General features: G+C 41.4%; 13 protein-coding genes. 3 read left to right on the forward strand and 10 right to left on the reverse strand.

All coding sequences use genetic code 11. The features are described 5' to 3' along the window. Window positions 1–33: 33 nt before the first annotated feature. Together lptG and lptF are read right to left on the reverse strand one after the other, a co-directional pair. On the reverse strand, window positions 34–1,101 hold the full coding sequence (gene lptG / locus J8L97_RS20255) for an LPS export ABC transporter permease LptG (RefSeq protein WP_210995576.1): 1,068 nt from the start codon (window positions 1,099–1,101) through the stop codon (window positions 34–36). Further along, entirely contained in the window at window positions 1,098–2,210 is a 1,113-nt protein-coding gene (gene lptF / locus J8L97_RS20260; protein WP_210995344.1) for an LPS export ABC transporter permease LptF, read from the reverse strand. The genes lptG and lptF overlap by 4 nt, the downstream gene beginning before the upstream one ends. 196 nt (window positions 2,211–2,406) lie before the next feature. On the opposite strand from lptF, the gene pepA reads away from it, so the two are divergent. From pepA to J8L97_RS20275, 3 genes are all read left to right on the forward strand, one after another. After that, window positions 2,407–3,915, forward strand: coding sequence for a leucyl aminopeptidase (gene pepA / locus J8L97_RS20265; RefSeq protein WP_211052422.1), 1,509 nt, complete (start codon window positions 2,407–2,409; stop codon window positions 3,913–3,915). Window positions 3,916–4,028: 113 nt separating this feature from the next. Then, window positions 4,029–4,475 carry a DNA polymerase III subunit chi gene (locus J8L97_RS20270; protein ID WP_211052424.1) on the forward strand — a complete coding sequence of 149 codons (447 nt, stop codon included), beginning with the start codon at window positions 4,029–4,031 and terminating at the stop codon, window positions 4,473–4,475. A gap of 24 nt (window positions 4,476–4,499) precedes the next feature. Next, the gene (locus tag J8L97_RS20275; RefSeq protein ID WP_211052426.1) at window positions 4,500–7,346 is read left to right on the forward strand and encodes a valine--tRNA ligase; all 2,847 of its coding nucleotides are present in this window, start codon (window positions 4,500–4,502) and stop codon (window positions 7,344–7,346) included. Window positions 7,347–7,423: 77 nt separating this feature from the next. Here the strand turns inward: J8L97_RS20275 and J8L97_RS20280 are convergent, their stop codons facing one another. The 8 genes from J8L97_RS20280 to ftsY form a co-directional block, all read right to left on the reverse strand. After that, window positions 7,424–8,689, reverse strand: a complete 1,266-nt coding sequence (locus J8L97_RS20280) for an outer membrane protein transport protein (protein WP_211052428.1) — start codon at window positions 8,687–8,689, stop codon at window positions 7,424–7,426. Window positions 8,690–9,239: 550 nt separating this feature from the next. Further along, entirely contained in the window at window positions 9,240–10,496 is a 1,257-nt protein-coding gene (locus J8L97_RS20285; RefSeq protein ID WP_211052430.1) for an HD domain-containing phosphohydrolase, read from the reverse strand. 207 nt (window positions 10,497–10,703) lie between these two features. Beyond that, entirely contained in the window at window positions 10,704–11,039 is a 336-nt protein-coding gene (gene rraB / locus J8L97_RS20290) for a ribonuclease E inhibitor RraB (RefSeq protein ID WP_192508492.1), read from the reverse strand. Beyond that, the gene (locus J8L97_RS20295; protein ID WP_409455174.1) at window positions 11,017–11,724 is read right to left on the reverse strand and encodes a 1-acylglycerol-3-phosphate O-acyltransferase; all 708 of its coding nucleotides are present in this window, start codon (window positions 11,722–11,724) and stop codon (window positions 11,017–11,019) included. Before J8L97_RS20295 ends, rraB begins: the two co-directional genes overlap by 23 nt. A gap of 177 nt (window positions 11,725–11,901) precedes the next feature. Continuing rightward, the gene (gene rpoH / locus J8L97_RS20300) at window positions 11,902–12,765 is read right to left on the reverse strand and encodes an RNA polymerase sigma factor RpoH (RefSeq protein WP_210995340.1); all 864 of its coding nucleotides are present in this window, start codon (window positions 12,763–12,765) and stop codon (window positions 11,902–11,904) included. A gap of 266 nt (window positions 12,766–13,031) precedes the next feature. Then, window positions 13,032–14,018, reverse strand: a complete 987-nt coding sequence (ftsX, locus tag J8L97_RS20305; RefSeq protein ID WP_192508495.1) for a permease-like cell division protein FtsX — start codon at window positions 14,016–14,018, stop codon at window positions 13,032–13,034. Continuing rightward, window positions 14,015–14,692 (reverse strand): cell division ATP-binding protein FtsE, encoded by a 678-nt coding sequence (gene ftsE / locus J8L97_RS20310; RefSeq protein WP_192508496.1) that lies wholly within the window; start codon window positions 14,690–14,692, stop codon window positions 14,015–14,017. The genes ftsX and ftsE overlap by 4 nt, the downstream gene beginning before the upstream one ends. A gap of 74 nt (window positions 14,693–14,766) precedes the next feature. After that, window positions 14,767–15,775: signal recognition particle-docking protein FtsY (gene ftsY / locus J8L97_RS20315; protein ID WP_211052434.1), on the reverse strand; the 1,009-nt coding region annotated here is incomplete at its 5' end.

The following is a 15,775-nucleotide window of genomic DNA, read 5'->3' on the forward strand; positions in this document are numbered from 1 at the left end:
CATAGCCTTTTTTCATGCTCTTGCCCTGCTTTTTTACTGCTTTCGTTGTAATAAGTAACTAGCAACTAAAACAAAAATAATACTAGGCATGGCTGCACCAAGCATAGCCGGCACATTATAAACAATAACGATTGGACCAAATATTTCATTACTCAAATGAAATATTAACCCTGTCACAACCCCCATAATAATTCTTGCTCCCATACTCACTGAACGTAATGGACCAAAAATAAACGATAACGCCACAAGTAACATCACTGCTATAGTAAGCGGCTGCATAATTTTGCGCCAAAGCGCTAAATCATAACTACTCGTATCTTGTTCATTTTGTTTTAAATAAGACAAGTATGACCATAAGCCACTAAACGATAATGATTCAGGTTCGACAGATACCACGTCTAATTTTTCAGATGTTAACTCTGAGGTATACAACATAGATTCTTTATATTCGGTATGAATCTGAGACTCCCCCATACTCACCTCTTCAATGCCATTAAATTGCCAACCTTGAGGTACGCTGGAGGCTTGTGCCACGCGTGTTATTTTTTCTAGTGCTAATGAGTCATTAAAGTGATAAATACTTACATTCTTAAGATCACCAGAAGCCTCTATATTATCAATACTAATAAAGTTATTACCATCTTTCGCCCAAACGCCTTTTTGAGCATTAAATACTTCGCCACCGTATATTGCATTATTTCTAAGCTGCTTGGCCTGCTTTTCTGCTTGTGGAACTCCCCACTCACCGAGTGCCATCATGCATAAAGCCAACACAATAGCCGTTTTCATTACCGACCCTATAATTTGCAATCGTGACATACCGGCAGCTTGCATCACTACCAGTTCACTACTCGATGCCAATGCGCCCAACCCAATCAATCCACCAATTAATGCTGCCATCGGGAAAAAAACCACAATATCTGACGGCATACTATATAGCGTGTACAGTAATGCTGTTGTCATATCGTAGCTGCCGCGACCCACCGACTTCAATTGCTCTATATATTTAATTAAAGTGTTAATACCAACAAATACCAGCAATGCAAAGCTGGTAGTCTGTAATATGCTTCGCCCTAAATACCAATCTAAAGTTTTCATTATGCTGTCTGCTCCTTACTTGCAAACAGTGATCTAATCCAAACTCCCATTGGACGCCCTTTCACAATTAAATAGGTGCCTATAAATAGTGCACTTAAGTGGATCCACCAGAGGCCCACCGTAGCCGGTATTTTCCCTTCAGCAACCAGAAATTTACCTGCATTTAATAGTATGAAATACCCTAAATATAAACAAATTGCAGGTACTAATTTGGCGAACTTGCCTTGGCGAGGGTTTACAACACTCAATGGTACAGCCATTAAAGTTAACAATATAATTGAAATCGGTACCGATAAACGTAATTGAAACTGCGCCAATGCTGCTGGCGTACCCATTTCCAACAATGTTAACGATGGAATCGCTTCCAATTTTCGGCGTTGATGTTCTATTTCTTGTTCACGTATTTGCACTTGGTAACTGGCAAATTCAGTTTTACTTAACGCCTGACTGAGACCATCTGTTTCATAGCGTTTGCCTTGATCTAATAACAACTGCTGTTCACCAGATTCCAGCTCAATCACTTGCCCTTTTTGTGCGTACACTATTCGTGCGGCTTGATTCGAGTCTTTATCCGGCATTTGAGCAACGAAAACTCTATTCAATTCCCGCCCCTGATCAATAATATTGTGAACAAAGACAACCGCTTTTTCATTACCCGTTTGCTGAAAACGCCCAGCCCTCAATGCTGATAAGCCTGATTCAGCATCCGCTTGCTCTTTTAATTGATATTCTTTTTCACTGGCCCATGGCGCCAAGTATAAACTCACAGAACCTGCAAATAACGCAAACACCACACTTGAAATAAGCGTTATCCTTACAACGTACCACTCACTGACGCCACACGCACGCAGCACCGTCATTTCACTGTCGGCATACACACGGCTATAGGCTAAAATAATGCCAAGAAATAAACTCAGCGGTAAAATATACACTGCCAATTGTGGTAATTTTAAGAGTAAAAACGCAGCCACCATTTGCGAGGGTAACCCCCCTTCTGACGCATCCCCTAAAATTCTCACAAACTTTTGAGATACAAAAATGGTCATTAATGTGAGGAACACCGCAACTTGCGATTTCAGCACCTCAGCAGTTAAATAACGAAATATTAGCAATGCCTGCCCCTATAAACGTCTTGTTTCACTGGAATAGTAGGAAATTTTGAGTAAACTGGTTATTTTAGTCACTTTATTATATGTCATCAAACGTAATTTTTATACCGACGCACGAGAGATAATACTGCTTTTATGGTATTGATTGCAGAAGACATATAAAGTTCAAAAAGACATAACAATAGACTCAGGAGTCGTAATGGAATTTAGCGTTAAAAGTGGTAGCCCCGAAAAGCAACGCAGTGCATGCATTGTTGTTGGCGTATATGAACCACGCCGCTTATCTCCAATCGGTGAGCAGCTGGATAAAATCAGTGATGGCTACATTTCAAACTTACTACGCCGTGGTGATTTAGAAGGTAAACCGGGACAAGTATTATTATTACATCATGTACCCAATGTCCTCAGCGAGCGCGTCTTATTAGTCGGCTGTGGAAAAGAGCGAGAATTAGACGATAAGCAATATAAACAAATTATCTCTAAAACCATCAATACTCTAAATGACACAGGCTCAATGGAAGCCGTATGCTTTTTGACTGAACAACATGTCAAAGGCAGAGATACCTATTGGAAAGTACGCCAAGCAGTTGAGACAACACAGGACTGCCTATATACTTTTAACCAATTAAAAAGTAAGAAGACTGATTTACGTCGCCCGTTACGCAAAATTGTATTCAATGTGCCGACTAGACGAGAACTCACCATCGGCGAAACCGCGATTGAACATGGTTTAGCGATTGCCTCTGGTGCAAAACTATGTAAAGACGTCGCGAACATGCCACCAAATATCTGTAATCCGCGCTATTTGGGTGAGCAAGCAAAAGCACTTGAAGAATTTGACAATGTCTCTGTTGAGCTCCTTGGCGAAAAGGAAATGGAAGCGTTAGGTATGCATTCATATCTGGCTGTTGGCCGTGGTAGTGTCAATGAATCAGTTATGTCAGTCATCAACTACTCTGGTGGTAATAAAGAACAAGCTCCAATAGTATTTGTTGGTAAAGGCCTTACCTTCGATTCAGGCGGCATTTCACTTAAGCCTGGCGAAGCGATGGATGAGATGAAATACGACATGGGCGGTGCCGCAGGCGTTATCGGTTTAATGCGCTCACTGGTAGAAATGCAACTTCCGATAAACGTAATCGGTATTCTTGCCGGCTGTGAAAACATGCCGAGCTCAAATGCTTATCGTCCTGGCGATATACTCACCACCATGTCAGGACAAACCGTTGAAGTGCTCAATACTGATGCCGAAGGGCGTTTAGTTCTGTGTGATGCGCTGACGTATGTAGAAAAGTTTGAGCCTGAAATTGTGATCGACGTTGCCACATTGACCGGTGCCTGTATTGTCGCCCTAGGTGCGCATGCAACAGGCTTATTATCAAGCCATAACCCACTTGCCCACGACTTACTTAAGGCCGGCGAGCAAAGCGGCGACAGAGCGTGGCAACTGCCATTATGGGATGATTATCAAGACCAACTTGACAGCCCATTTGCTGATTTTACTAATTTAGGAGGTCGTGCAGCCGGCACCATCACAGCAGCATGTTTCTTATCTAAATTTACTAAAAAGTATAATTGGGCGCATTTAGACATTGCTGGCACAGCATGGAGAAGTGGAAAGAATAAAGGGGCAACAGGCCGCCCAGTCCCAATGTTGACTCAATACTTGCTAAACCGTATTGAAGTGAGTGATGCACAGCAGGATTAACCTCTGTGCTTGATTGATGGCGCTGGCTTTATGTGTCAAAATGCGGCTTTATTTTGAACGCACTAATTGATGATAAAAAAACATCACCAAGTGCCTAAGATTAAGCCAACGCCATGACCATCAATGCACAGTTTTATGTGTTAAAGCATGATAATGAGCTGGGAGCAACATGCCCGGCTCATTTTGATCTAGCCGCTCGAACGGCGGCTAAACAGTATCGTGCCGGGCAGCGCATATTTATTTATGTCGACTCGATTGATGATGCACATGCTATTGATGAACATTTGTGGTGTTTTGAGCCCGACAGTTTTGTGCCTCACAATTTACAAGGTGAAGGTCCAAAAAGCGGAGCTCCGGTCGAAATAGGTCAAACACCTCCCGTAGGAAAACGAGCGGTATTGATCAATTTAGCGACGCATCTACCTAATTTTATTCGACGCTTCAGTACGGTGTATGATTTTGTACCCGCTGAACAAACCGCCAAGCAAGCCGCTCGTGAACGATTTAAAAGTTTACGTCAGTTTGGTGCCAATATTTCTACCAAAGAAATTGAAAACTAAAGTATTTTATTAAGGTTCTGTGAAATGGATAAAACCTATAATCCACAAGATATAGAGCAGTCTTTATACCAAGACTGGGAAGATAATGGCTACTTTAAGCCATCTGGCAAGGGTGACGCATATTCAATTATGATCCCACCACCAAATGTCACGGGTAGCCTGCATATGGGCCATGCATTCCAAGACACTATCATGGATACTCTAACGCGTTACAAGCGTATGCAAGGCAATAATACTTTATGGCAAGTCGGTACAGACCACGCAGGTATCGCAACGCAAATGGTTGTTGAACGTAAACTCGCAGCCGAAGAAGGGAAAACTCGCCATGACCTAGGGCGCGACGAATTCATTAACAAAATCTGGGAATGGAAAGAGCAATCAGGTGGCACAATCACCAAGCAACTTCGTCGTCTCGGCGCCTCAGTTGATTGGGAGCGCGAGCGTTTTACGATGGATGACGGCTTATCTGAAGCCGTAAAAGAAGTCTTCGTTCGCTTGCATAAAGAAGATTTAATTTACCGTGGGAAACGCCTAGTAAATTGGGATCCAAAACTACATACTGCAATTTCTGATTTAGAAGTTGAAAACAAAGACAAGCAAGGTCATATGTGGAACTTACGTTACCCACTGGCTGATGGTGTTAAAACACACGATGGGAAAGATTATATTGTTGTGGCAACCACCCGTCCTGAAACAATGCTTGGCGATACCGGAGTTGCAGTTAACCCAGATGACGAACGCTACCAAAACTTAATCGGAAAAGAAATTTTACTTCCGATTGTAAATCGTCGCATTATCATTGTCGCTGACGAACATGCTGATATGGAAAAAGGCACTGGTTGTGTAAAAATCACACCTGCTCATGATTTCAATGATAATGAAGTCGGTAAACGTCATCAACTACCTATGATCAACGTATTTAATAAAGATGCGGCCGTATTAACCGCAGGTGAAGGCTATACGTTTGATGGTAAAGAACTTGAACTAGATGCGCCAATTCCTGAACGCTTCCAAGGTATTGATCGCTTTGATGCTCGTAAACAGATTATTGCTGAGTTTGAAGAAGCTGGCTTACTTGAAAAAATTGACGACCACAGCCTAACGGTCCCTTACGGCGACCGTTCAGGGGTTGTGATTGAACCACTGCTTACAGATCAATGGTATGTACGCGTAGCCCCCCTTGCTGAACCGGCAAAAGATGCTGTAAAAAATGGTGACATTCAATTTGTCCCTAAACAGTACGAGAATATGTATTTCTCTTGGATGAACGACGTACAAGATTGGTGCATTTCACGACAACTTTGGTGGGGACACCGTATTCCAGCTTGGTACGACGCCGAAGGTAATGTGTTTGTTGGCCGTGATGAAGCAGAAGTTCGCCGTGACAATAATATTGCTGACGACGTAGCTCTAACTCAAGATGAAGACGTACTTGATACGTGGTTCTCATCTGCCTTATGGACGTTCTCAACCCAAGGCTGGCCACAAAATACCGATGATTTAAAAGTATTCCATCCATCTGATACACTTGTTACTGGCTTTGATATTATTTTCTTCTGGGTCGCCCGCATGATCATGATGACCATGCACTTTGTTAAAGATGACGATGGCAAACCACAAGTCCCATTTAAAACGGTTTATGTCACTGGCCTTATTCGCGATGAAAATGGCGATAAAATGTCAAAATCTAAAGGGAATGTACTGGACCCTCTCGATATGATCGATGGCATCGACTTAGAAAGCCTTGTAACCAAACGTACCAGTAACTTAATGCAAGAAAAAGTCGCTGCGAAAGTTGAGAAAACAACCCGTAAGACCTTTGCCGATGGCATCGAGCCACACGGTACTGATGCGCTACGCTTTACCCTTGCGGCAATGGCATCAACTGGCCGTGATATCAATTGGGATATGAACCGTTTAGAAGGGTATCGTAATTTCTGTAATAAGTTGTGGAATGCCAGCCGCTACGTGTTAATGAACACCGAAGAGCAAGACTGTGGTTTTAGTGGTGGTGAAAAAGAATACTCATTAGCCGACCGCTGGATTTTGGGTCAATTCCAAAATACAGTACAAACGTTTACTGAGCACCTTGATAATTACCGTTTTGACCTTGCTGCCAATACCATTTATGAGTTTACATGGAACCAATTCTGCGATTGGTATTTAGAGCTCACAAAACCAGTTTTATTTAAGGGGAATGAAGCACAGCAACGTGGTACGCGCCATGCACTGATCACCGTATTGGAAGGTTTACTACGCTTAATGCACCCACTAATGCCATACATTACAGAAACTATCTGGAAACGTGTTGCACCACTGGCCGGTATTGAAGCAAATACCATCATGCTACAAAGCTTCCCTGAATTTGACGCAAGCCAAGTAGATGCGCAAGCAATGTCTGATTTGGAGTGGGTGAAACAGTTTATTCTGGCCATTCGTAACATTCGTGGTGAAATGGACATTAGTCCAAACAAACCATTAAGTGTTCTACTGGCCAAAGTAGATGCTGAAGATTTACGCCGCCTAGAGCAAAACAAAGCATTCTTAAGTGCGCTTGCGAAGCTTGAAGAGTTTACTGTACTTGAAAATACAGATGATGCCCCTGCGTGTGCAACTGCATTTGTTGGTAACCTAGAGATATTAATCCCAATGGCTGGCCTTATCGATGTTGAAGCGGAACTTGCACGTATTGCAAAACAGCTTGAAAAAGCCGAAAAAGGCCTAGCGCAAGTGGAAAAGAAACTGGCGAATGAGAAGTTTGTAAATAATGCACCTGAAGCTGTGTTAGCGAAAGAGAAAGAAAAGCTTGCTGAATTCTCTGATGCTAAAAGTAAGCTGTTAGAGCAAAAAACAAAAATTGAAAGTTTATAAAACCACCGTTTTGTATTCTTAAATTTAATAAAAAAGGGCAGTGAATACTGCCCTTTTCTTTTTAACAAAGATTCTAATTAAAAGTGCATATTGTACTGAACACCTACGACCGTTGCGTGCCCTTTTGATTCAAAACCCCACTGTTGGCCTAGGTTATCTGATTCTACAAAGTTCTGTATTTTCCCCCGTAGTATACTCACCCCAATATCAACACTACTCTTGGCTGTTAATTGATATTCACCACCAAATGAAAACCAGGTTCTATCCGTATCCGGAATAGAAATTGACATATGATGCTGATCGGCAGGGGATTCATCATAAGCTATACCGGCACGTAACTTTAAATGTTCGCTGTATTGATAATCTCCACCAACAGCGTAACGCAGTGAGTTAGAGAAGTTTTCATCTTTACTAAACACGGTGCCACGTCCCTCAACTTGCGCCGCTAGGGTTTTAAAGCTACTCCACCCAGTCCATACAACACTGTAGTGTAAGGCCGTTTGCTTATCAATTTGATGAGAACCAGACACTTCAGCAATCGCGGGTAAAGTCAGTTCAACAAAGCCTGGCAGCGCTTGACCTTGCGTACCATAAAACGGTGCACCTGCTGGCAACTGGTTGCTAAACTCTCCTTCAAAACGCACATCAGTTTCACTTCTATAATGCACACCAAAACGATTGTGTTTGTCTAATTGATAACTAAAACCCACATCCCAACCATACGCATGATCATCCCCTTCTAAATTAACTGCCTCTGTTGCAGTGGGTATAGCCGTTGGTGATGCACCAAAGGTACGCAAAATTTTTGCATCTGCGTAGACATGATTTAAACCCAATGCAACTGTCAGAGCATCATTAAGCTGATAAGCAACACTTAATTTGGTGTTAATCGTGACAATCTCAGTTTCGCCAGCGAGCTGACCTGGTGCATAATCGGCTGCAAATTCGGTCGCAAGCCCAAACTGGGAGTATGAGCCAACACCAACATACCAGTCATTTCCTAGATCTGTCGTATAAAATGCAGCAGGTACGATCGCGCTTGGCGCAATGCTGTTACTATCAAGCACTGATGGGCTCAACCCATTATTAGTCGAAGTGCCTAACAAGCTAACATCAGGTTTAACATACATTGCAGCCACACTCACTTTTGACCCTTTAAACTGACTCATCAATGCAGGGTTACGTGCCACGACCGACGCATCATCAGCCACCGAAGCTTCACCTGCATATGCACGCCCAAGACCCGATACACTTTGCTCCGCCAACTGAAACGCTGCAGCAAATGTTTGCCCAGATAACAGCATCACACTCGATGCTAATAAAGTTTTCTTAAATCCTGTCATTTTCAATCCCATCTGTAAACCCGGTTATGTACCGACATCTAAATAATCGGCTACACCCTACCTAAATTCACAACAAAAATCTTCAAACTAACGGAAATTAAGCTTCTAATTGCACAACTTAACAGCAAATAATGAAATATAGGAACAGATCGGATGACTCACCAACCCCCCCCAATTGATATTAATTCTTATTTGTATTGACGAATCACCTTAACTTTGTATACTCTTGCTCAGGCTTGATTCAGTATGGAGAACTAAATAATGATAACAATGATAATACTCGTAGTTGCGGCACTATTATTTTCAGGCGCCAGTGTATTTAGTTTTTGCAAGGCAAACTATTGTGCATGTAACCATGCTGGTGAGTGTGATAACCCAATCAATCATTACTGGTTAGCTTCGATACTATTTTCACTTATTTCATTGGGATGTTGCTGCTTTGCTTTTCACACGCAAGATGGGACTTATGTGTGGTTACTTCTCATGAGTAGTTGCTTATCAGGCGCTTTATTGTCAGCCCGCAAACAGAGGCTACGCCATTGTAGTAAATCTAAACCAACAGATGCTCTTTTAACAGGCGGGATAAATTAATTTGATAATCTAGAGGTCTCACACTCGCTACAATTTTCACCTCATGTTCTGCATCACTTAAATCCAATTCTTTTGCCGTAATATGATGCATATGTTTGGTATTATAAAAAACACGTACTTTCGGTGCGGTTGGTGCTTGTTTATTACCTTCTAACACTAATGCCAAGCGTTCATTTGTCAGCTTAACGATTGTCCCTACGGGGTGAACCCCCATACACTTGATGAATCGCTGTACAAGCTCTGCGTCAAATTGCTCTTTATTTGCCAATAAATACCTAAGAGCATGAACGGGCTCTTCACTCATTTGATGAGGCCTATCAGATGTCATCGCGTCATACACGTCAATAATGGCCATAATACGCGCAGCTTTACTCACTTTAACTCCGCGAAGCCTTCTTGGGTAACCGCTGCCATCAACACGTTCATGGTGATTAATAATCACATCCATCATAACCGGTGTGATCCCTTTTTCACCTTTAATTAACCCAAGCGATTGCACCACATGCTTTTTAACCGCTTTATACTCAAGCTCGGTTAGTTTTGAATCTTTACTGACTAGCCCTTGTGGTAAACGTGCATGACCGACATCATGTAGCATAGCGCCCATCGCTAGCTGCTGAATAACACTATTTTTTAACCCGAGGTATTTTGCAAACACGCTAATTAAAATGGTGCAATTGATCATATGACGCCAGTTATAACCGTCTTTATCTTTCAATCGAGTTAATATTGCCATGGCATTGCTATTACGCAACACTGATTGAACTATTTCTTTGCTTACATCACTTATCAAGCTGATGTCGACTTTCCCGCCCGCAGTCACATCACCATATAAAGATTGAATTTTTCGGTTATGCATTTCAAAATGCTGGCTTGCACGTTCAAACTCTTTTTCTAATGTTAGCGGTGCTATCGCCTTACTGACTTTCTTTGTCGAAGGTTGAGCCAGTTTAGTCTGCTCTGGTGGTTTAAATATAGGCGCTGGTGGGGACGATTCTATCGGCTGTGGTTGGTATTTCGCCGGGATCTCAATATCACTTTGCGCAAAGTCTATATTGAGCTCTAAAACACCTTCAGCCAATAGCTTCGCAATAATAGCTTGATCTCTAACCATACCACGTGATTTGATTTTAATACCCGCATCACTGCGCTGCTTATTGACACTGTCAACAAACATACCTGGTAGAAGCTCTGTAATTGGAAGCGTTACCCGCATATTAGGATTAATGCACTATTGAATAGTAAAAGTGATTAATAGCACTTTTTACTATAAAAAGTCTATCATCTACACCATATTTAATGATTTTTACTTAGCTTAGTTGCTAAGTTAAAACCAAGCCCAAAACATCAGTGACGACTATTTAAAACAAAAAAGGAAGCACTCGCTTCCTTTTCTTTGGTATTTAATTAGCCTTCAAACTGATCACTCTTGAAAGTACGTTCCCCAACCATCGTATTCGATATTATGTTCAACCGCTAACGCCGCCAATTTATCAACATCTTCCATAATCACATCGGCGTCTAATTCAACTTCCACAACAACATCAAAGCCCCAAATCTTACCACCGTCTTCTAACTCTAATTCAGCAGGCTCTTCAACGTCATAGCCGAGCTTAAATGCAGCAAGTGCAGCAGCTTCCAGTTTATCAAAATCTTCGCAAACAAAGTGATGCTCAACTTCATATAAAGTATCGGTTGATGAGCCATCCTCTAATAGTGACTCTACAATTTCTTCGCTAATTTCGCGCCAATTTTCCATTTTTATCTCTCATTTTCGCATCAAGCTCGGTAATTCTAGATTGCATTAATGCCTGAATTGCCCCAGCATGGTCTCTAGCACTGATTTCTTTATCAAGGTAAACCGGCGCTAACATATCAATATATATTGTACCATTGTCCCTACGATTTAGTTTAATACAATTATGCGTGGTATTCATACATACTGGCACAATAGGAACATCTGCATTCATTGCAGTATGAAACGCGCCCGTCTTAAAAGGCAGTAGACCACGACCATAGCTTCGAGTGCCTTCTGGAAACATCCACACTGAAAGCCTTTGTTGCTTAATCTTCTGTGCTGACTTACTCAATGTCCCCATAGCCTTTGAACGGTTACTTCGGTTTATTAAAATATTGCCTGATAGCCAATACATTTGGCCAAAAAATGGGATCCACTTTAAACTTTCTTTACCCATGCTAACTGTACTTCTCGGTACTGCTGCTGGCAATGTGAACAAATCATAGTTATTCTGGTGATTCGCAACATATATAGCAGGTCCTATTTGCTCACTGTCTGGATGACGTGTTATTTCTAGCTTCACACCAATAACACATGACATTTTCCCAAACCAACTAGCAATGACATGCACATTATTATGATGAAATGGCCTAACCAAACACATCAACAACCCTAAAATACCACTTAAAATAATAAATAATGCCATCGCAATGATGCGCAATAAAACTAACAAAATAGGCGCTCCTCATTTATATTGCTACGCATTATAATCAAAATAGCGAACACTTGTAAGCTCAAATTTTTACTAAGCACATAAAAGCAAAATGCCGCTAGGAAGCGGCATTTCTGTATTTATACATTATGTTTATTACAAACTTGATACTCAGCTCATCGCAGTTTGTAGCTTTTTCATTGCAGACTTTTCTAGTTGTCTAACTCGTTCGGCAGACACACTATATTTTTCAGCTAACTCTTGCAGCGTTGCCTTTTCATCCGCTAACCAACGTGCGCTAACAATGTCTTGCGAGCGTTCATCTAGTGTCTTAAGCGCTGAGAACAATCGATTTTGAGACTGCTCTTTCCACTGTTCTTGCTCGACTTCCTCCGCTAAATCACTTGCAGAATCAGTTAAATACTGTACCGGAGAAAAGCTCGAAGCAGGAGCATCATCATTATCATCGTTGGTTAAATCAAATCCCATATCTTGACCACTCATACGAGATTCCATTTCCCGGACTTCTTTCTCACTCACACCTAGCTCTGATGCAACCGTTGACACTTCATCTTGGTTAAACCAACCTAAGCGTTTTTTATTTTTTCTTAAATTGAAAAATAATTTACGCTGCGCCTTTGTTGTTGCAACTTTCACAATACGCCAATTCTTTAACACATATTCGTGTATTTCGGCCTTAATCCAATGCACAGCAAAAGAGACTAAACGCACCCCGACTTCTGGGTTAAAGCGTTTTACCGCTTTCATCAAGCCAATATTACCTTCTTGAATGAGATCTGCCTGCGGTAGGCCATACCCCGAGTAACTTTTCGCAATATGCGCTACGAATCGTAAATGAGACACAATGAGCTGTTTTGCAGCTTCCAAATCCCCTTCTTGCTGAAGGCGAGTTGCTAACACTTTTTCCTGCTCAGCATCTAACATAGGTATTGTACTTACGGTTTGTAAGTAACCTTCCATGCTTGCACTTTGCTGTCCAGACATTAATGCCATTGCGTATAAATCTTTACTCATTTTTCACCTCGGTGATAAGTATCTTAGTTCAAATTAGCAGTCTCTCCTTGAGAGTGCTAAGGTGTATATAATAGGTTTTTCACTTAAAAAGCAAGCTTTTTATTGCCTAAAAAAAATATAAATATAGTTCATTGAAATTATTGAATTTTCTAGACGCTCACAACAGGGCAACTTTGCCCTCTCATGCACTATAAGTCAAAACTATGACTTTTAAATGACGAATACAGCGCTAACCACCTTTTATCCATTCGCGCTTTAATGGCACTCTAAACTCGATCAGGCTCTATTTCTTTAATATATTTAGCAACGGCAATAAATGAACCACTAAAACCCAACGTAATTGCTAAACCCAGTAAAACCAGCAACTCTTGGCCTCCTAACCCTTGTAATACATAGCTACTTTGATATACGCCTGCAACCATCGTTACGGCGGATTCTAACCACCAAAGCATTAGTACAACACAAATAAAGGCAACCAAACCTCCAATAACGCCATACCATACGCCAGTCCAAATAAATGGGGTATGAATAAACGTATTCGTCGCTCCCACCAATTTTAATACTTGGATCTCTTCCTTTTTATCCATAATTGACAGTCTGATAGTATTACCAATAATTAATATAACTGCACTCAGTAACAATAGACCCACAGTAAAAACACTTTCTTTCAACAAACTCAGCAATGCATTGAGTCGCTCAAGCCACTCAATATCAAGTTTACCAAATTCGATTTCTCGTTCTGTTTCGAGTTTATCCAACAATTTTTGCGCAGCTTGTGGCTTTCTATGGCGACTAGTGGGTGTTACGAGCACGACGTTAGGCAGTGGATTACTCTCTAAATAATCCAACGCGTGGCCAAAACCAGATACACGCTTAAACTCCTCTAAAGCTTGCGTGCTGGAGATATAACTCACACTGTCAATCTCTGGGTATAGTGCTAACCTTTTTACTAATGTTTGCGTTTGCTGTTCATTCATTGACTCTTTAACAAATAAGGATATTTCAGCAGCATCATTAAAGCCGCTGCTGACCTGCTGCACATTTTTGACAACCACATACAAGGTCGCCGGCAAGGTCAAACTTAAACCCAAAACGAGTATTGTCATTAATGAAGCGATTGGCGTACGCCACATTTCACCTAAACTATGCACGCCTTGGCGAATAATCATTAATACAAAAAAATACATCTCTAATAACCAAGATTTTTTTTGTGTATTACTTTGCTTATCTCGACTTTTGAACAATAAACTCATAACCGTTCCTGTGCCAAAGGGTCTTGCATCAAGCGCCCATGATCTAACGTTAAGCTACGGTACTTCATTCTCGCAATTAAACCCAAATCATGTGTTGCGATTAATACAGCAGTACCGTGACGGTTAAAATCTTCAAACAGCTGGAGTATTTCCATAGACAGTTCTGGATCTAGATTTCCGGTTGGTTCATCAGCCAATAAAAGTGGAGGGGAATTAACAATCGCGCGTGCAATACCAACTCGTTGCTGTTCACCACCGGAAAGAGTACTTGGCTGGCACCTTATTTTTTCTAATAAACCTACTTTATCTAATGCGGCATGAACACGCTTTGCAATATGTTTGTGGTGCATCCCTTCAATAACCAAAGGTAAAGCAACATTGTCAAATACATTATAGCGCTCAAGCAGGCGATGATTTTGAAAGATGATGCCGATATCCCGTCTTACAAAAGGTATTTGCCGATTATTTATCACATTTAAGTCGACCCCATTGATATAGACATGTCCTGCAGAAGGCCGCTCCATAACACTTATCAACTTGAGTAATGTACTTTTGCCAGCTCCACTGTGGCCAGTTAAAAAAGCCAGCTCATTGCGAGCTAGCTCAAATGTCACCTTTTCTAATGCGCGATGCCCACCAGGGTAGGTTTTACTGACTTGCTCAAATTTAATCATGGTTCGCTCGCTTTCTATATTGTTTTTATAAAGCAAAACAAGGGAGCAAAAGCTCCCCGTGATCATTAGATCTTTTAATCTTCTTGACTAAATAGCGCATCAATAAAGTCATCACTTTTAAATGTGCGCAAATCATCAATACCTTCACCAACCCCAATGTAACGAATAGGCACTTGAAACTTGTCTGCAACTGCAAAAATAACCCCCCCTTTTGCAGTTCCGTCTAATTTTGTGAGTGCAATCCCGGTCAACCCGACGGCTTGGTTAAATAAATTAACCTGACTAATTGCGTTTTGACCCGTTCCTGCGTCAATTGTTAGCATCACTTCATGTGGTGCATCGGGATCTAACTTTTTCATTACTCGAGCTATTTTTTCAAGCTCTTGCATGAGGTTATCTTTGTTCTGTAAACGGCCTGCCGTATCAGCTATTAATACGTCGACATTACGAGCTTGTGCAGCTTGAAAAGCATCAAAGACCACTGAAGCGCTATCGGCTCCTGTGTGCTGTGCAATAACAGGGATATCGTTGCGCTCTCCCCATACTTGTAATTGCTCTACCGCCGCAGCTCTAAACGTATCACCAGCGGCCAACATCACCGACTTACCTTCTTGTTGAAATTGCTTAGCGAGTTTACCAATGGTGGTGGTTTTACCAACACCATTAACACCAACCATTAATATAACAAACGGTTTCTTATTTTTAGGGATATCAAGAGGCTTTTCTGCTTCTTTTAACATTTCCGCCATTTCTTGTTTCATCAGCTCATATAAAGCATCACCATCTTGTAGCTGCTTTCGATCTGCTGCATCAGTCAAACTATCTATCAGCTTCATAGTGGTATCCACCCCTAGGTCAGCTGTTAGTAACTGTGTCTCTAGCTCTTCAAATAAATCGTCATCAATTTTCTTGCCTTTAAATATTGACGCAATACCTGATCCAAGATTTACCTTGGTTTTCAAAAGGCCTTTTTTCAAGCGAGCAAAAAAGCCTTCTTTTTTTGGCTTTTCTATATTTGCTGTTTTTTCAGCTTCGACTCTTTCGGCTTCGACTCTTTCGGCTTCGATTCGTTCAGCTTCGATT

It is taken from the genome of Pseudoalteromonas sp. MMG012 (assembly GCF_018100875.1).
Classification (GTDB): Bacteria; Pseudomonadota; Gammaproteobacteria; order Enterobacterales; family Alteromonadaceae; genus Pseudoalteromonas; species Pseudoalteromonas aurantia.